This is a genomic window from Arthrobacter sp. BC5 (assembly GCF_056680255.1).
The window spans coordinates 2,469,246-2,486,163 of sequence record NZ_CM155273.1 but is presented as its reverse complement, the minus strand read 5'-3'; the positions used below and the strand labels follow the sequence as shown (position 1 = coordinate 2,486,163).

Annotated in this window: 16 protein-coding genes and 1 tRNA gene; 5 read left to right on the top strand and 12 right to left on the bottom strand. The window is 67.7% G+C overall.

Annotated elements, in window-relative coordinates; genetic code table 11:
- Window positions 1–30: 30 nt before the first annotated feature.
- Window positions 31–570: a hypothetical protein gene (locus AC1MFI_RS11545; RefSeq protein WP_479817011.1), complete on the top strand. Its 540-nt coding sequence runs from the start codon at window positions 31–33 to the stop codon at window positions 568–570.
- Here AC1MFI_RS11545 and AC1MFI_RS11540 read toward each other — a convergent pair.
- The 4 genes from AC1MFI_RS11540 to AC1MFI_RS11525 all read right to left on the bottom strand — a co-directional run bounded on the left by AC1MFI_RS11540 (window position 567) and on the right by AC1MFI_RS11525 (window position 3,110).
- Entirely contained in the window at window positions 567–1,553 is a 987-nt protein-coding gene (locus AC1MFI_RS11540) for an IS481 family transposase (protein ID WP_065062263.1), read from the bottom strand. The genes AC1MFI_RS11545 and AC1MFI_RS11540 overlap by 4 nt on opposite strands.
- A 78-nt stretch (window positions 1,554–1,631) precedes the next feature.
- Window positions 1,632–1,793, bottom strand: coding sequence for a hypothetical protein (locus AC1MFI_RS11535; protein ID WP_154676754.1), 162 nt, complete (start codon window positions 1,791–1,793; stop codon window positions 1,632–1,634).
- 43 nt (window positions 1,794–1,836) lie between these two features.
- Window positions 1,837–2,715: a permease gene (locus AC1MFI_RS11530; protein ID WP_196597475.1), complete on the bottom strand. Its 879-nt coding sequence runs from the start codon at window positions 2,713–2,715 to the stop codon at window positions 1,837–1,839.
- Window positions 2,712–3,110, bottom strand: a complete 399-nt coding sequence (locus tag AC1MFI_RS11525; RefSeq protein ID WP_048896403.1) for an ArsR/SmtB family transcription factor — start codon at window positions 3,108–3,110, stop codon at window positions 2,712–2,714. The genes AC1MFI_RS11530 and AC1MFI_RS11525 overlap by 4 nt, the downstream gene beginning before the upstream one ends.
- Window positions 3,111–3,268: 158 nt before the next feature.
- Here AC1MFI_RS11525 and AC1MFI_RS11520 point away from each other — a divergent pair, with 158 nt between their 5' ends.
- On the top strand, window positions 3,269–4,534 hold the full coding sequence (locus AC1MFI_RS11520) for a DDE-type integrase/transposase/recombinase (protein WP_479816192.1): 1,266 nt from the start codon (window positions 3,269–3,271) through the stop codon (window positions 4,532–4,534).
- A 147-nt stretch (window positions 4,535–4,681) separates the two neighbouring features.
- On the opposite strand, the gene metG is transcribed toward AC1MFI_RS11520, so the two are convergent.
- From metG to ilvD, 7 genes are all read right to left on the bottom strand, one after another.
- A complete protein-coding gene (gene metG, locus AC1MFI_RS11515) occupies window positions 4,682–6,256 on the bottom strand; it encodes a methionine--tRNA ligase (protein ID WP_479817009.1) in 1,575 nt (524 codons plus the stop codon).
- A 46-nt stretch (window positions 6,257–6,302) separates the two neighbouring features.
- Window positions 6,303–7,232, bottom strand: a complete 930-nt coding sequence (locus AC1MFI_RS11510; protein WP_479817008.1) for an acetamidase/formamidase family protein — start codon at window positions 7,230–7,232, stop codon at window positions 6,303–6,305.
- Between the two features lie 11 nt (window positions 7,233–7,243).
- Complete coding sequence (gene serA, locus AC1MFI_RS11505) at window positions 7,244–8,836, bottom strand: phosphoglycerate dehydrogenase (RefSeq protein WP_479817007.1); 1,593 nt, start codon at window positions 8,834–8,836, stop codon at window positions 7,244–7,246.
- 133 nt (window positions 8,837–8,969) lie between these two features.
- A complete protein-coding gene (gene ilvC / locus AC1MFI_RS11500; RefSeq protein ID WP_400483813.1) occupies window positions 8,970–9,995 on the bottom strand; it encodes a ketol-acid reductoisomerase in 1,026 nt (341 codons plus the stop codon).
- Between the two features lie 54 nt (window positions 9,996–10,049).
- Window positions 10,050–10,562, bottom strand: coding sequence for an acetolactate synthase small subunit (gene ilvN / locus AC1MFI_RS11495; RefSeq protein ID WP_400483814.1), 513 nt, complete (start codon window positions 10,560–10,562; stop codon window positions 10,050–10,052).
- Between the two features lie 2 nt (window positions 10,563–10,564).
- A complete protein-coding gene (locus AC1MFI_RS11490) occupies window positions 10,565–12,445 on the bottom strand; it encodes an acetolactate synthase large subunit (protein ID WP_479817005.1) in 1,881 nt (626 codons plus the stop codon).
- A 354-nt stretch (window positions 12,446–12,799) separates the two neighbouring features.
- Window positions 12,800–14,503, bottom strand: a complete 1,704-nt coding sequence (gene ilvD / locus AC1MFI_RS11485) for a dihydroxy-acid dehydratase (RefSeq protein ID WP_479817004.1) — start codon at window positions 14,501–14,503, stop codon at window positions 12,800–12,802.
- A 231-nt stretch (window positions 14,504–14,734) separates the two neighbouring features.
- On the opposite strand from ilvD, the gene AC1MFI_RS11480 reads away from it, so the two are divergent.
- Window positions 14,735–15,205, top strand: coding sequence for a hypothetical protein (locus AC1MFI_RS11480; protein WP_479817003.1), 471 nt, complete (start codon window positions 14,735–14,737; stop codon window positions 15,203–15,205).
- 31 nt (window positions 15,206–15,236) lie between these two features.
- Here the strand turns inward: AC1MFI_RS11480 and AC1MFI_RS11475 are convergent, their stop codons facing one another.
- The gene (locus tag AC1MFI_RS11475; protein ID WP_479820859.1) at window positions 15,237–16,202 is read right to left on the bottom strand and encodes a 2-hydroxyacid dehydrogenase; all 966 of its coding nucleotides are present in this window, start codon (window positions 16,200–16,202) and stop codon (window positions 15,237–15,239) included.
- A gap of 176 nt (window positions 16,203–16,378) precedes the next feature.
- Here AC1MFI_RS11475 and AC1MFI_RS11470 point away from each other — a divergent pair.
- Window positions 16,379–16,451: transfer RNA gene (locus tag AC1MFI_RS11470), tRNA-Lys, on the top strand.
- A gap of 185 nt (window positions 16,452–16,636) precedes the next feature.
- The gene (locus AC1MFI_RS11465; RefSeq protein WP_479817001.1) at window positions 16,637–16,879 is read left to right on the top strand and encodes a hypothetical protein; all 243 of its coding nucleotides are present in this window, start codon (window positions 16,637–16,639) and stop codon (window positions 16,877–16,879) included.
- Window positions 16,880–16,918: the final 39 nt, after the last annotated feature.

Below are 16,918 nucleotides of genomic sequence, written 5' to 3'. Positions count from 1 at the left end.
TGGGCTGAACATGTCACGGAAGGAACACGCATGATGCGCGCCGCGAACGGGGTCCCGGTACGCCGGCTCGACCTGGACACCCTTCTGCCCTACCTCGATCTGCACCTCGTCGGGGCCACGAACGGCGTCCGGCTGTTCAATGCGGCCCGGATCTCCTGGGCGGGAACGCCCTACGAGGAGGACTTCGCCCGGCTGCGTCGGGAGATCGGTGAGGAACGCACCTTCCTCAAGAGGCTCATCAGGTCCCTGGGACACCGGCCGAGCGTCCTGAAGATGGTCTTCGCCCGCGCCATGTCCGTCGTCGCCGACCTCGATCCCCTGAATCCGATGCGGCGCAGGAAGAGCGCGGGCGCCCAGCTGGAACTCGAGGCCCTGCAGTCGCTGCTCAAGGGCAAGGAAGCCCTGTGGTCCACGCTTCTCGCCCTGTCCCCCGAGGCGTCGGCGACAGAGGGCGACGCCGTCCTCGAACGCCCGGTCCTCGAACGCCTGCTGGAGGCGTCCAGGCGCCAGCAGGACACGGTGTCGCAGGTCATGACGCAGACGGCCGCGGCCCGCTTCCTGCGGGACTAGGTGTACTGACCGGACACGTTGGTCAATCGTGAGAAGGGCGGCTGGTTGCTGCAGGCTGTGTGGGGCCGGTGATGGTTGTAGTAGTGCAGCCAGCCGTCGAGTTCGCCGCGACGCTCCGTCTCGGAGGTGTAGCAGCGGGCGTAGGCCCAGCCGTCGGCCAGGGTGCGGTGGAAGCGCTCGATCTTGCCGTTGGTCTGCGGGCGATACGGCCTGGTCCGTTTGTGCCTGATTCCCAGCTCGGCGCAGGTGTCGCGCCACAGGTGTGAGCGATAGGCGCCACCGTTGTCCGACAGGACCCGCTCGACGGTCACCCCGCGGGCGTTGAACCACTTGACGGCCCTGGCCAGGACCGCTGTGGCGGTGTGGGCTGTTTCGTCGTCGTGGATCTCGGCGTAGGCGACGCGGGAGTGGTCGTCGATGACGGTGTGGACGTAGGCCTTGCCCATCAACGGGTCGTAGTGCTTGTTCTTGGGCTTGTCGGGTGTGGCTGCGCGGTTCTTCTCGCCTTGTCGTCGGCCGACGTAGCGCCAGCCTCCGCCGTCTGGGATGTTGCCGAGCTTCTTCACGTCGACGTGCAGCATCGCCCCGGGGTGGTCGTGCTCGTAGCGACGAACAGGCTCTCCAGTGGCACGGTCGACGTGCGACAGGCGGTTCAAGTGGACGTCGACCAAGATCCGGTGGACTGTCGACGGAGCAACGCCAATCCGGTATGCCAACTGAACCGGACCTTCCCGCAGACGCAGCCGGAGCTGGATACAGCGCTTCGCAGTCGTGGGGCTGGTCTTGTTCGGGGAGCGGTGAGGCCGTGAGCTGCGGTCCTGCATGGACTGACCGGCCCGGTAGCGGTCAGCCCAGCGCTTCACGGTGGGCCAGGAGACCTGGAACCGGGCAGCGACCTCGCTGATCGGCCATCCGTGGTCAACAACCAGCTGGGCAACCTTGAGGCGGTGACGCGGAGTGAGGGCGGCATTGGCGTGGGACATGGTGGTCTTCCTGGTGACGAGCGGGTGGAGACAGTGATGGGGCTGCACCCTGTGGTGCAGCCCCATCGATTCGGTATGTCAGTTGCCGTCCGTGTCCTCGCTGTTCGGCGCTGAAGAGGCAGCCGTCTCGGTGGGTGTTCCCTGCTCGCTCTGGGGCTGGTCGTCATCGTCGGGCACGATCTGGGCCCCGCAGCAACTGCTGTCCTGCTTGCGTGCGGTGAAGAGGTCCTTGAGTCCCATGGTTGCTTGTTCTCCTCGTGTGGTTGGGAATGTGGTGGTTGGGTCAGGCGATCAGTGGGATGAGGTAGCCGGCGGCGATGGCCGTGCCGATGACAGTGACCACGAAAGTGACGACCAGTCGGGGCTTGAACAAGGCGGTGAGCATCGAGATCTCGGGGATCGAGGCTCCGGCGCCGCCGATCATCAGCGCGAACACTGCACCTAGCCCCATGCCGGTCGAGCTGAGGGCCAAGCCGATGGGCAGCATCGTCTCGATACGCACGTAAAACGGAACGCCAAGCACGGCGGCCAACGGCACGGCCCACGGTTTGTCGTCGCCAGCGACCGCGGCGAGTTGGTCCTGAGGCACGAAACCGTAGATAAATGCACCGACCGAGACACCCAGCACCATCGGGACGAGCAGCGGTCTCAGATCGGCCCAGGCCTCGCCGAGTGCGGGCCGGATCTCGTTGCGCAGGCCTGCCCAGGGGTGGGGGGTGCTGTCGTCGCCGACGACCTTGACTCGCTTGAGCTGGCTGGCCATGCCGAGTCGTTCCCATACTAGGGGGGCGAGCAGGGACCATGCGGCGGTGACCACCGTGTAGACCAACGCGATACGCCAGTCGAACAGCAGCACCACCCCGGCCACGATGATGGGATCCAGCAGCGGTGACGAGATCAGGAAGGTCATCGACGTCCGGAACGCCACCCCCGACTTCAACATCCCAGCCAGCACCGGCAGCGTCGAACAGGAACAGAACGGCGTGATCGCCCCCAGCAGTAGCCCCTTGAGCGGGCCGGGAAGGCGCCCATCGGCCATCCAGCTCTGGATCCGATCCGGCCCGAACCGCCGGTTCACCAGCGCAACGAGCACCGAGATCAGCGAGAACAGGACGAGCAACTCGACCAGGATCAACCCGAAGGTCTGTACCGCATGAATCACCGCGCAGCACCCTCAGTCGATGCCTGACCCTCCCCTGCTGGGGCAGTGCAGCACGCCTTCTGTCCCTCTGGAGTGAGAGTCGCCAAGTGAGCGAGCCACTGCACCGGCGCCGCCAACTGCTCACAACACAGCGCGTAGATGTTGGACCGGCCCTCGGCCCGCACACTGATCAGCTGCGCTTGCCGCAAGGCTGCCACATGGTGACTCACCAGCGCCTGGCTCAACCCGGTGGCCTCCTGCAACTTCTTGTTCGAGCACGCCCCCGCCGCAAGCGTCAGCACGATCATCAGTCTGTTCTCGTCTGACAAAGGCTTCAACAACGGAGCAAGCATCCGCGCGTGATCCCGCGCCGACAGGTCCGTGCGCGGCAGGGCAACATCCAGTGAAACTGTCATACCCACACTATAGACAAGCGTGGCCTTCTGTCACAAGTGGCCGACGAGACTCAGAGAAAGTCCCCGCGTAGCCAGGGGTCGTGCCTCATAGAAAAGTCCCCGGCAAAGGACGGGGTGGGGTTCGGCGACGATGGGGTATGCCGGATAAGGATGTCTCGTTGGCCACCAGGGTCGAGATCACCAAGAAATACGCTGCCGCCTACGAGGCCGCTTCGAAGAAGGACAAGTCGAAGATTCTGGACCAACTGGTCGAGGTCACCGGCTGGAACCGGGATCATGCCCGCCAGCAGCTACGACGCCGGCTGACCCAGCCCAGAGGACGCGCTACCGCCACTGTGGCAGTGATCGATCGGCGCAAGAGCCGGGGCCGGAAGTACTCCTACGACGCGATCAAAGTCTTACAGCACGTGTGGGCCACCGCCGGGGGTATCTGCGGCAAATACCTCGCCGCCTCAATGGCTGACTGGATCCAGGCGATGGAAGCCGCCAGGGCCCTGGTTCCTGGCCAAGACCGCTATAGCCAGCAGGTCCGGACTGAACTGCTGGCCATGAGCGCAGCCACCATCGATCGGTACCTGGCACCAGCGAAGGCCAGGGACCCTATCCGAGGGAAGTCCGCCACCAAACCGGGCAAACTGCTGCGCAACTCCATCAGTGTGCGCAAAGCAGGCGATGAAATCGAAGCCGAACCAGGGTTCTTCGAAGTCGACACCGTGGCCCACTGCGGGCCGACTTTGAAGGGTGAGTTCGCCCGGACGGTGAACTTCACCGATATGCATACCGGGTGGGTCTTCACCCGCGCGATCCGCAATAACGCGATGGTCAACATCGTCGCCGCCTTTGAGGAGTTCATCACCACGGTGCCGTTTATGGTCACCGGCATCGACTCCGACAACGGCAGCGAGTTCATCAACCACCAGGTGTTGGGTTGGTCTGCTGAGCGGAAGATCTTCTACACCCGGTCCCGGCCGTATCAGAAGAACGATCAGGCCACCATCGAGTCGAAGAACAACCACCTGGTCCGCCGCTACGGGTTCTACTACCGCTACGACACCGCGATCCAACGCGAACTACTTAACAGACTCTGGGACCTGGTCTGTGACCGGCTGAACTACTTCACCCCCACCACCAAGCCCACCGGCTACACCGCCGATGCCATCGGGCGTCGTCGCCGGGTCTACGACAAACCCCGCACCCCCTACCAGCGGCTATTCGATGCCGGAGTCCTCAACCCAGCCCAACAGCAGGAGCTGGCCACCTACAAGGCCTCGCTGAACGTCGTTGAGATCGCCGCTGAGATCGACACGATCCAGCAACGGCTGATCGCCTTGGCCGCGATCCCGACTCGGCGCCTGGAGCGGGAGCTCGAGGACCAAGCCGCTCGGGCAATGCCCGAGGCCGATTGGATCAAACTCTACGGCTGACCCGGACCTGTTTCGCGGGGACTTTTACATGAGGCACGGGGGATCACTTCCCGGGGACTTGACCGTGAGGCATCACGGTGGCGACTTGTCTATCGATCAACGTGTCCGGTCAGTACAACTAGGTCCGGCAGGAAGCGACCGGCGCGCTCAGGCCCCGGCTGGTTCCTCGTACTTGGGGAACACCGGCGACGGTGCGGGCAACGCGGTTCCCGGCTCGATGCGCCGTCCCAGGGCCTCGAAGAGCCGCCGTGGGTCGTCGCTGCCGGTCCCCTGGCCGAGCGCCGTGAGGATCTGCCCCGCACTGGTCGGCATGACGGGCTGGACCAGGATGGCCACCACCCGGAGGACCTCCAACGTCACGTACAGCACCGTGTTCATGCGCGCCGGGTCCGTCTTCCGGAGGACCCAGGGCTGCTGCTCGGCGAAGTACGCGTTCGTGTCCCCGAGCACGGTCCACACGGCCTCGAGCGCCCGGGAGAACTCCTGCCTGTCGTACGCGGCACGGCTCGCTCCCAGCAGCGCGTGCGCCTGATCGAGGATCTGCGTGTCGGCGGGCGTGAACTCCCCCGGCTGCGGCACGGCGCCGTCGCAGTTCTTGGCGACCATCGAGAGCGAGCGCTGCGCGAGGTTGCCGAAGTTGTTCGCGAGGTCGGAGTTCATCCGGCCGACGACGGCCTCGTGGCTGTAGGAGCCGTCCGCGCCGAACGGGACCTCCCGGAGGAGGAAGAAGCGCACGGAGTCCAGTCCGTACTGGTCCACCCAGTCCGCGGGAGCCACGGTGTTGCCCAGCGACTTCGACATCTTGACGCCCTTGTTGTGCAGGAAGCCGTGGATCATGACGCGCCTGGGCACCTCGAGCCCCGCTGACATGAGGAAGGCCGGCCAGTAGATGGCGTGGAAGCGGGAGATGTCCTTGCCGATCACGTGCACGTCGGCGGGCCAGAACCTGCGGAAGCGCTCCGACTCGGTGTCGGGGAACCCGACGCCGGTCAGGTAGTTGGTGAGCGCATCCACCCAGACGTACATGACATGGCGGTCGTCGCCCGGCACCGGGACGCCCCAGTCGAAGGTGGTGCGGCTGATGGAGAGGTCCTCGAGTCCGCGCCGGACGAACGAGATGACCTCGTTGAACCGGGGCTGGGGTGCACCGAACTCCGGCTGCGACTCGTACAGGTCGAGGAGCTTCTGCTGGTAGGCGGAGAGCCGGAAGAAGTAGCTCTCCTCCTCGGTCCACGTGACCTCGGTATCGGTCTCCTTCGCGTACCGCACGCCGTCCTCGCGGACCTCCGTCTCGTCCTCGCCCCAGAACGCCTCGTCCCGCACGGAGTACCAGCCGGCGTACTTGTCGAGGTAGATGTCCCCGTTCGCCTCCATCCGCTTCCAGATCCCGGTCGCGGCGGCGTAGTGGTCCTCGTCGGTGGTGCGGATGAAGCGGTCGTAGGAGGTGCCGACGACGTCGTTCATGTCCCGGAACGCCTGCGCGTTGCGCGTGGCGAGGTCGCGCACGGGGATGCCCTCGCGGTCCGCCGCCTGCTGCATCTTCAGCCCGTGCTCGTCCGTGCCCGTGAGGTACATGACCTCGAACCCGTCCAGGCGCTTGAAGCGCGCCATGGCGTCGACGGCGATCGTCTCGTAGGCGTGTCCGATGTGCGGCTCGCCGTTGGGGTAGGAGATGGCCGTGGTGATGTAGAACGAGGGCTTTGCGTCAGCTGGGGAGGTCACCCTATGAAATTACCCCGGCCCACCCGTATTTGCCCAAGTGCGGCCCTCAGCCCGTGGTGACGGCGTCGATCCCCAGGACCGCGTGCACGCCCCACGTCCGGTTGGCGATCTGCGTGACCCGGAGGTCGACGACGGCACTGGCGAGGGCCAGCGCGGCCTTCCGTTCGAGGCCGTGGAGTTCCTGCATCCACGTGAGCATGGCCCCGAGGGCCTCGGCCGTCGCCCGGTTGAGGTCCGCGTCGAAGCCGAAGGTGATGCGTGCCGTGGACGTGACCGCGTGGATGCCCGGCAGCGGAGCATCCCGGAGGACGTCCACCGTGACCGTCGTCGTCATCCCGCACTCGATGGCGGTGCCGCCCACCTCCCCGTCACCCTGTGCCGCGTGCCCGTCCCCGAGGTGCAGCAGTGCGCCGGGCACGGTGACGGGCAGGAAGAGCGTCGAGCCGGCCGTCAATTCGCGGCAGTCGATGTTGCCGCCTCCGGCCGAGCGCGGTGGCGTGGTGGAGTGCTCCCCCGCCTCGGCGGGCGGCAGCCCCACCACGCCGAGGAACGGAGCGAGGGCGACCGTGTGCCCGAACTGGTTGGTACCCGTACCCGGGTCCCCCTCGAGGTCCCACAGCAGCCAGGCGGGTTCGGTGCCCGCCAGGCCCAGGCTGCGGGTGAAGGCGTCGTCCCGCCGCCCCGCCGCGGTCCAGCCCCACGACGCCGGTTCGAAGGACTCGAACCGGACCGCCAGCACGTCCCCCGGCACGGCCCCGGCCACCTCGATGGGTCCGGTGAGGGCGTGCCCGCGCCGGTCGGGGAACCGGTAGGGCGTTACCGCTCCCGGCGTCGCCTGCCGCTCCAGGTGGCCCCAGGCGTCGAGCGATTCGACGACCACGCGGTCCCCCGGCTCGATCCGGAGGACGGGCGGTGTGTCCCGCGACAGGACCTGCACCGCGGTCTTCTGCTCGGCTGCGAGATGGTGCGTTGCCATGGAGCGTCCCCTCAGTCCTGGAGGTCCACTTCGCGTGCGACGGTGGCGCCGATCTCGGCACGGATGGCGTCGAGGACCTCCTGCGGCACCGCGCTGTCGACGGTCAGGAGGGACAGCGCCTGGCCGCCCTCCTTGTTCCGGGAGACCTGCATGCCCGCGATGTTGATGTCGCGCTCGCCGAGGAGGCGGCCGAGCGTGCCGATCACGCCGGGACGGTCCGTGTAGAGCAGCACCAGCAGGTGGTCGCTGATGGGGATCTCCAGCTCGTAGCCGTTCACGCCGACGAGCTTCTCCACCTGCTTCGGCCCGGTGAGGGTCCCCGCCACGGAGATCTGGCTTCCGTCGGACAGCGCCCCGCGCAGGCGGAGCACGTTGCGGTACTCCTCGGACTCGGGCGTGGTGAGCAGCCGGGAGGTGATGCCGCGCTGCTCCGCGAGGACGGGTGCGTTGACGTAGGAGACCTGCTCCGAGACGACGTCGGTGAAGACGCCCTTGAGGGCGGCCAGTTCGAGGGCCTTGACGTCGAGGGACGCGATCTCGCCGGCGACCTCGATCTCGATCTGCGTCAGCGAGGCGTGGGTGAGGGCGGTGAAGATGCGCCCGAGCTTCTCCATGAGAGGGATGCCGGGCCGGACGGCCGGGTCGATGACGCCGCCTGCCACGTTGACGGCGTCGGGCACGAGTTCCCCGGCCAGGGCGAGCCGCACCGACTTCGCGACGGAGATGCCCGCCTTCTCCTGGGCCTCCTCGGTCGAGGCGCCGAGGTGCGGTGTCACCACGACGCTGTCGTGGGCGAAGAACGGGAGGTCGGTGCTCGGCTCCTTCACGAAGACGTCCACGCCCGCGCCCGCGATCTGGCCCTGCTCGAGGGCGGTGTGCAGTGCCGCCTCGTCGACGAGCCCGCCGCGCGCCACGTTCACGACGTACGCGGTGTCCTTCATCAGGGCGAACGCGTCGGCACCGAGCATCCCCACGGTCTCCGGGGTCTTCGGCATGTGGATCGTCACGAAGTCGGATTCGCGCAGCAGTTCGTCGAAGGACACGAGCCGCACGCCCAGCTGTGCGGCACGCGCGGAGGTGACGTAGGGGTCGAAGGCGAGGATCTGCGTGCCGAAGCCCTGGAGGCGGGCCGCGACCAGGGCACCGATCCGGCCGAGCCCGATGATGCCGATGTTCTTCTCGTACAGTTCCGAGCCCGAGTACTTCGAGCGCTTCCACTCCCCCGCCTTCAGCGCCGCGCTCGCCTGCGGGATGTTGCGGGCCAGGCTGAGGATGTGGCCGACCGTGAGCTCGGCCGCGGAGATGATGTTCGACGTCGGGGCGTTCACGACCATGACGCCGGCCTGCGTGGCGGCCTTGATGTCGACGTTGTCCAGGCCCACTCCCGCACGCGCGATGACCTTCAGCTTCGGGGCTGCCCGGATGGCTTCCTCGTCCATCTGCGTCGCCGAGCGGACCAGCACGGCGTCGACGTCGGCCAGAGCCCCGAGGAGCTGTGAGCGGTCGGCACCATCGGTGCTGCGGATCTCGAAGTCGGGGCCCAGCGCCTGGACGGTGGCGGGCGAGAGTTCTTCGGCGAGGAGGACGACGGGCTTGGGGGTCACGGGGATTTCCTTCTGCTGGAGGCGTGCGGATCAGGCGGGATGGACGGGGAACGGGCCGGGTGGACACAGGTCCGGCAGGGCACCTGCTCGTCACTGAGCTTCGATCAGGTGCCCTGCCGGGAAGGGGGAGGTGCTAGCGAGCTACCGAGCCCTCGGTGTAGTCGTCGTTCGTCTTGATCCACGAGAAGAGCTTGCGGAGTTCACGGCCCGTGCTCTCGATGGGGTGGTCCTCGCCCTTCTTGCGCAGCTCGGTGAACTCGGGCGCTCCGGCGTCCTGGTCGTCGATGAAGCGCTGGGCGAAGGCACCGTTCTGGATGTCCGCGAGGACGGCCTTCATGTTCTCCTTCACCTCAGGGGTGATCACGCGGGGGCCGGAGACGTAGTCGCCGTACTCCGCCGTGTCGGACACGCTCCAGCGCTGCTTGGCGATGCCGCCCTCGACCATGAGGTCGACGATGAGCTTGAGCTCGTGCAGTACCTCGAAGTATGCGACCTCGGGCTTGTAGCCGGCCTCGGTCAGCGTCTCGAAACCGTACTGGATAAGCTGGGAGGCCCCACCGCAGAGCACGGCCTGCTCGCCGAACAGATCGGTCTCGGTCTCTTCCGTGAAGGTCGTCTCGATGACGCCGGCGCGCGTGCCGCCGATGGCCTTGGCGTAGGACAGCGCGAGGTCACGGGCCTTGCCGGAAGCATCCTGCTCGACGGCGATCAGGTCGGGGACGCCGCGGCCGGCCTCGAACTCGCGGCGGACGATGTGCCCCGGTCCCTTGGGCGCCACGAGGGCGACGTCGACGTCGGACGGGGGCTGGATGTAGCCGTAGCGGATGTTGAACCCGTGGCCGAAGAACAGCGCGTCGCCGGCCTGCAGGTTCGGTGCGATGTCGTCCTTGTACACGTGCCGCTGCACCTGGTCGGGTGTGAGCACCATGATGAGGTCCGCCTCAGCGGTGGCCTCGGCCACCGACAGCACCCGGAGGCCCTCGGCCTCGGCCTTGGCGCGCGACGCCGACCCTTCCTTCAGTCCGACGCGCACGTCGACGCCGGAGTCACGCAGGCTGAGGGCGTGGGCATGGCCCTGGCTGCCGTAGCCGATGACGGCCACGGTGCGGCCCTGGATGATCGAAAGGTCTGCATCGTCGTCATAGAACAACTCGGTCACGGGTGTTTCTCCTTGGGTGGGTGGTACTGGGACGTTGTAGGGGGATGGGGCGGGTCAGGCGCTGCGCAGCGCGCGGTCGCTCATCGACTTCGCGCCGCGGCCGATCGCCAGGGTGCCCGACTGCACGATCTCGCGGATGCCGAACGGCTCGAGCACGGACAGCAGCGCCGAGAGCTTCTCGGGCGTGCCCGTCGCCTCGATGATCAGCGAATCGATCGCCACGTCGACGACGGACGCGCGGAACAGGTCCGCGGCCTGGGTCACCTGCAGGCGGGTCGCCGCGTCTGCCCGGACCTTGATCAGGATGTGGTCGCGCTGCACCGACTGCTCGGTGGTGAGTTCGACGATCTTCAGGACGTTGATGAGCTTGTTCAGCTGCTTGGTGACCTGCTCGAGGAGGTCTCCCTCGGCTTCCACCACAACGGTGATGCGGGACATGCCCGCGACTTCGGTCGGTCCGACCGCAAGCGAGTTGATGTTGAACGCGCGCCGCGCGAACAGGCTGGCCACGCGGGTCAGGACGCCGGGTACGTCCTCGACGAGCACGGAAAGGGTGTGTCGTGCCATGGTCAGTCCTCCTGCTCCCAGGTCGGGGTCATGTTGCGGGCGATCTGGATGAGGTCGTTGCTGACGCCCGAGGGCACCATCGGCCACACCATCGAGTCGCGGCTGACCACGAAGTCGACGACGACCGGGCGGTCGTTGATGGCCAGTGCCTGCTCGATCGTGGCGTCGATGTCCTCGTCCCGCTCGCAGCGCAGGCCGACGCAGCCGTAGGCGTCGGCGAGCTTCACGAAGTCGGGGACGCGGACGGTGTCATGGCCGGTGTTGAGGTCGGTGTTCGAGTAGCGGCCCTCGTAGAAGAGGGTCTGCCACTGCCGCACCATCCCGAGCGAGGAGTTGTTGATGACCGCGACCTTGATGGGGATGTTGTTGATCACGCAGGTGGCGAGTTCCTGGTTGGTCATCTGGAAGCAGCCGTCGCCGTCGATCGCCCACACCACGCGGTCCGGGTTGCCGACCTTGGCGCCCATCGCCGCAGGCACCGAGTACCCCATGGTGCCGAGGCCCCCGGAGTTGAGCCAGGCGTGCGGGCGCTCGTACTGGATGAACTGCGCCGCCCACATCTGGTGCTGGCCGACGCCGGAGACGAAGACGCCCTCGGGGCCCGTGAGCTCGCCGATGCGCTTGATGACCTGCTGCGGAGCCGACAGGCCGTCGTCGGGCTGGGTGAAGCCCACCGGATAGGTCTCGCGCAGGTGGCGGATGGTCTTCCACCAGGCGGAGATGTCCGGGCGCTCCTGCGCCTCGAAGGAGTCACGGACGGCGGCGGTCAGTTCGGGGATGATCTCCTTGACCGAGCCGACGATCGGCACGTCGGCCGTGCGGTTCTTGGAGATCTCGGCGGGGTCGATGTCCGCGTGGATGACCTTCGCGTTCGGGGCGAAGCTGGAGAGCACGCCCGTCACGCGGTCGTCGAAGCGTGCGCCGAGCGTGATCAGGAGGTCCGCCTGCTGCAGGGCCGTCACGGCCGAGACCGAGCCGTGCATGCCGGGCATGCCTACGTGCTGGTCGTGGGAGTCGGGGAAGACGCCGCGGGCCATGAGCGTGGTCACCACGGGAGCGCCCACCAGCTCGGCGAGCTCCTTCAGCTCCTCCGAGGCGTGCGCCTTGACGACGCCGCCGCCCACGTAGAACACCGGGCGCTGCGAGGCGTGGATGAGCCGTGCCGCTTCGCGGACCTGCTTCGAATGCCCGCGCACCACCGGCCGGTAGCCGGGGATGTCGACCTTCGGCGGCCAGGAGAACGTCATCTTCGACTGCTGGGCGTCCTTGGCGATGTCCACCAGGACCGGGCCGGGACGTCCGGTCGTCGCGATGTGGAACGCCTCGGCGAGCACGCGGGGGATGTCCTGGGCGTCCGTGACGAGGTAGGAGTGCTTCGTGATGGGCATGGTGATGCCGACGATGTCGGCTTCCTGGAACGCGTCCGAGCCGATGAAGGCGCTGGAGACCTGGCCCGTGATGGCGACCATCGGCACGGAGTCCATGTGGGCGTCGGCGATCGCGGTCACGAGGTTGGTGGCACCCGGACCCGATGTCGCGATGCAGACGCCGGGGCGGCCCGTCACCATGGCATAGCCCTGTGCGGCGTGGCCTGCGCCCTGCTCGTGCCGCACGAGGATGTGGCGGAGCTTCGAGGAGGCCATGAGGGGGTCGTAGGTCGGGAGGATGGCTCCGCCGGGAAGGCCGAAGACGTCGTCGACGCCGAGTTCCTCGAGGGATCGGACGATTGCCGCGGAACCGAGCATCTCGGTGGGGCCGATGACCTTGTTCGGGCCGCGGACGGCGCTCGCCGGGACGGCGGGCGCGGCCTCACGCGCAGGTGCTGCGGGAGGTGCTGGCCTTGCTGCCAGCAGCGCTGGGCTGATGGGCGATCCCTTGGACATCTCAGACTTCCTTTGGAACGTTCGCTGCACTGCTGCAGCTATGACTGCGGACTGACTTCCGCGCGCTTCCTCTGTGCCGACAGGTGTGTCAACAAAAAAACCCCTCAGCCTTGTCGGGCTCTGCGAGGGGTTGCGCGTGACTGCAGTCGTCTACGGACGGGCTTCAGGCCACGCGCTGTATAAGGACGACGACTACGGATTCGAGCTGCATACCTGTAGTTTCCACGCCCTCGCGAAAGAGTGTCAACCGCGCCCCCTCCCGTCTCGCATCGTGGACAGGATGTCCAGGAGCTGGACGGCGGTGCGGCACCCGGCGCGAAGGTCTCCTCCACCCGGATGCCGCCCTGCGCATCCCTAGCCCGTGTACGCACCCATGGACGCCGAGTGCACGAGCTTCGCGTACTTCGCCAGGACGCCCTTGGTGTAGCGGGCCGGGAGCGGCTCCCACCCCAGCCTGCGCTGCTCGAGCTCCGCCTCGTCCACGAGGAGGTCGAAGCTCTTCGCCGCGATGTCGACGCGGATGCGGTCGCCGTCGCGCACGAAGGCGATGGGGCCGCCATCGACAGCCTCGGGCGCCACATGGCCGATGCACAGGCCCGTGGTTCCTCCGGAGAAGCGGCCGTCGGTGAGCAATAGGACGTCCTTGCCGAGGCCGGCGCCCTTGATGGCGCCGGTGATGGCGAGCATCTCGCGCATACCGGGTCCGCCCTTGGGTCCCTCGTAGCGGATGACGAGGACGTCACCGGCCCGGATCTCGCCGGCGTCGAGCGCGTCCAGTGCACCCTGCTCGCGCTCGAACACGCGGGCGGTGCCCTCGAAGACGTCGGCGTCGAACCCCGCGCTCTTCACCACGGCACCCTCGGGGGCCAGGGTGCCGTGCAGGATGGTGATGCCGCCGGTCCTGTGCAGCGGGTTGTCGAGCGCGCGAAGGATCTTGCCGTCGAGGTCCGGCGGGTCGATCTCCGCGAGGTTCTCCGCGAGGGTCTTGCCGGTCACCGTCAGGCAGTCGCCGTGCAGCAGGCCGGCATCGAGCAGCGCCTTCATGATCACCGGCACGCCGCCGACCTTGTCGACGTCGAACATCACGTAGCGGCCGAAGGGCTTGAGGTCGCCGAGGTGCGGGATCCGGTCACCGATGCGCGTGAAGTCGTCGAGTGTCAGCTCCACTTCGGCCTCACGGGCGATCGCCAGCAGGTGGAGGACCGCGTTGGTCGAGCCGCCGAAGGCCATGGTGACCGCGATGGCGTTCTCGAACGCCTTCTTGGTCATGATGTCGCGGGCCGTGATGCCGAGACGCAGCAGGTTGACGACGGCCTCGCCGGACTTCCGGGCGAACAGGTCGCGACGGCGGTCGGCCGAAGGCGGAGCCGCGGAGCCCGGGAGCGACATCCCGAGGGCCTCACCGATGCAGGCCATGGTGTTCGCGGTGTACATCCCGCCGCAGGCACCCTCCCCGGGGCAGACGGCACGTTCGATGCTGTCGAGGTCCTTCAGGCTCATCTTCCCGGCGGCGCAGGCGCCGACCGCCTCGAAGGCGTCGATGAGCGTGACCTCCTTCTCGGTGCCGTCCTCGAGCTTCGCGAACCCCGGCATGATCGTTCCCGCGTACAGGAACACGGAGGCGAGGTCGAGCCGCGCCGCGGCCATGAGCATGCCCGGCAGTGACTTGTCACAACCCGCCAGGAGCACGGAGCCGTCGATCCGTTCGGCCTGCATCACCGTCTCCACCGAATCCGCGATGACCTCCCGGGAGACGAGCGAGAAATGCATGCCCTCGTGGCCCATCGAGATTCCGTCGGACACCGAGATCGTGCCGAACTGCATCGGGAACCCTCCCCCGTCACGCACACCCTCCTTGGCTCCCTCCGCCAGGCGGTTCAGGGACAGGTTGCAGGGAGTGATCTCGTTCCAGGAGCTTGCGACACCGACCTGCGGCTTCGCGAAGTCCTCGTCACCCATGCCCACGGCACGCAGCATCCCGCGGGACGGCGCCGCATGGATGCCGTCCGTGACGACGCGGCTTCTCGGCTTGATGTCTACAGTTGATTCCACGCTCATGGGTTCGAGTCTAGGCCCGTGTTGCAGGCACGTTTCGCCATATGACCCTCCTGTTACAGCCGCTTGCCGGCCCCCGGAAAAGCTCTGCGTCCGGTCGGCCCGGTCCTCGTGCCGCCGGCGGGGGCTCCGGTACAGTGTGGTTCCGCGGGCGAATCGGGGGCCCGCCTGCCGAGCGCACCATGAGTACTTCTCGGGTACCACCCCGACAGCCCCCTACCGCAACGGCGTGATATGACTCCCGACGAGCCCCACGACACCGGCCGACCGATCGACGGCGGACAGGGCCTGAAGAACGCCCTCCGCCTGGTCTTCGATACGCAGATCCCGAACTACGGCGACTACAACCTCGTCTTCGCGGCTCCCCAGGCGCGGAGCGCCCGGGAGGCGGCGGCACCGGGGACGGGCTACGTGGTCGGGTACCGCTGGAAACCCGTCGAGCTGATGATCGCCCCGGTGGACCTCACCGACATCTCGGGCGCGGGCGTGCCCGTGGAGATCAACATGACCAACCTCGCGCACGCCCTGCAGTGGGACGCGGACGACAGCTACGAGGTCGGCACGAGCACCGGGCGGACCTTCCGGTTCACGGTGGGCGCGGAACCGGTGCTCGATATCGGCCCGGGCACGCCCCTGCGGCTGGCCCAGGACGCCGACGCGGCCGACTTCAGCTCGTTCATGGACGCGTTCATCGCCATGGCCTGAGTTCCGGTTGCGGGTCCTCGTCCAAGGCCGACTACCCCCAGACCCCGCGCCGCACGAGGTTGTCCGGCTCCTTCCCCTCCCCCAGCAGTTCCACCTGGCGCCGGAGCAGCGCGAGGATCCGGGGCGGGAATGCCTCCGTGTTGCCGCCCACGTGGGGCGTGATGATCGTTCCGGGAGCGCTCCACAGCGGGTGGTCCTCGGGGAGCGGCTCCGGATCGACGACGTCGAGCGCCGCCCTGAGCCGCCCTGCCAGGACCTCGCGCGTGAGGGCATCGGTATCGACGACCGCGCCGCGGGCGACGTTGACCAGGAGCGCGCCGTCCGGAAGTGCCGCCAGCACCTCGCGCCCGATCAGCCCGCGGGTGCTGTCGCTGAGCGGCGTGATCACGATCACGACGTCATGGCGCGCAGCGAGCTCGACGAGTTCGTCGCTCCCGTGGACGTGCCCCAGGTCGTCGTCCCGCGCCGCGCTGCCCACCCTCGTGACGGTCGCCTCGAAGGTCACGAGGCGCTTGCGGATCTCCTCGCCGATCCCGCCCACACCCACGAGGAGGACGCAGCGGTCCGCCAGTCCCGGATAGCGCGCGCTCTGCCATTGCCCCTGGGCCTGCTGCCGGACGGCGTCGTCTATCCCCCGCAGCGAGGCGAGGGCGAGCCCGACGGCGAGTTCGGCCGTCGCCGCCGCGTGGACGCCCGCCGCCGTGGCGATCGCGACATCCGGTCCGACGAGGTCCGGGACGCCGTCGTAGCCCGTGGACTGCGTCTGGACGAGCGTGAGGTTGCGTGCGGCGTCGAGCGCGCCGTCGAGGTGGGCGCGTCCCGTGTAGGGCAGAACAGCGGCATCGAGGTCCGCGGCATCGAATCCCTCGGGTTCGGCCTGGAAGTCCCAGAGGACCACCTCGACACCCGGGGACGCGTCGGTCAGGGCGTCCCGCAGGTCGGCCGAGGGGACGCTGAGGAGACGGACGGGACGGGTGTCGTCGGCTACGGGATGCATCGTCATGGCGCCAGCCTAGCGTCGCGGCCCGTGCCACACCCGGCCGATCCGCCCGTGCGGTCACCCCGTGCCGGCGGCGCCCAAGGGTCCGGTTTCATGTTTCGGCCGAAGTGCTGGTAGAGTTTCATGCTGTTGCGGATGATCCGACCGGGTGAAATCGGAAGGGAAAACGCTCAGCACCTCTAGCTCAATTGGCAGAGCAATTGACTCTTAATCAATGGGTTTCGGGTTCAAGTCCCGAGGGGTGCACCTCGAATCCCCGTCCTTCAGGTCTCGCCGCCTGGAGGGCGGGGATTCGTTCTTCCCGGGTTCCGAGCGCGGCCCCGAGGGACGGCCCCGGCTCCGCGGTCAAGTCCCCGCCTCCCCGGATCACCCGTTGCAGCACGTTTCCCTCCTCCTGCACGATGGCTGGTATCCCACTCCCGGAGGACCCCATGTTCAGGAACGCGGCGGACGAACCGCCCACCATCGACTTCCATCCCTGGCCTCGGCCCATCCCGGCGCACTACCTCTCGGTCCTGCAGCTGGCCGTGCTCCTCGCCCTGGTGATGGTCCTGCTCGTGACCGTCCTGCCGTCGCTCTCCTTCCTGCACTTCATCATCGGCGTGCTGCTCCTCGTGTCGCTCTTCCGCAGGACGCGGAGGCGGCATCCCCGGCGCGAGGACGCGAACGACTGACGCACGCACCTCCGTTCCCGCGGGGACGGGCCTACGATG

Bases quoted from the DNA above. Each gene is read 5' to 3' on its own strand.
- AC1MFI_RS11510 (WP_479817008.1), bottom strand. From the start codon at position 7,232: ATGGCAACGCACCATCTCGCAGCCGAGCAGAAGACCGCGGTGCAGGTC.
- AC1MFI_RS11490 (WP_479817005.1), bottom strand. From the start codon at position 12,445: ATGTCCAAGGGATCGCCCATCAGCCCAGCGCTGCTGGCAGCAAGGCCA.
- AC1MFI_RS11535 (WP_154676754.1), bottom strand. From the start codon at position 1,793: ATGGGACTCAAGGACCTCTTCACCGCACGCAAGCAGGACAGCAGTTGC.
- AC1MFI_RS11465 (WP_479817001.1), top strand. From the start codon at position 16,637: ATGTTCAGGAACGCGGCGGACGAACCGCCCACCATCGACTTCCATCCC.
- AC1MFI_RS11475 (WP_479820859.1), bottom strand. From the start codon at position 16,202: ATGCATCCCGTAGCCGACGACACCCGTCCCGTCCGTCTCCTCAGCGTC.
- ilvD (WP_479817004.1), bottom strand. From the start codon at position 14,503: ATGAGCGTGGAATCAACTGTAGACATCAAGCCGAGAAGCCGCGTCGTC.
- AC1MFI_RS11525 (WP_048896403.1), bottom strand. From the start codon at position 3,110: ATGACAGTTTCACTGGATGTTGCCCTGCCGCGCACGGACCTGTCGGCG.
- AC1MFI_RS11545 (WP_479817011.1), top strand. From the start codon at position 31: ATGATGCGCGCCGCGAACGGGGTCCCGGTACGCCGGCTCGACCTGGAC.
- ilvN (WP_400483814.1), bottom strand. From the start codon at position 10,562: ATGGCACGACACACCCTTTCCGTGCTCGTCGAGGACGTACCCGGCGTC.
- AC1MFI_RS11540 (WP_065062263.1), bottom strand. From the start codon at position 1,553: ATGTCCCACGCCAATGCCGCCCTCACTCCGCGTCACCGCCTCAAGGTT.
- AC1MFI_RS11480 (WP_479817003.1), top strand. From the start codon at position 14,735: ATGACTCCCGACGAGCCCCACGACACCGGCCGACCGATCGACGGCGGA.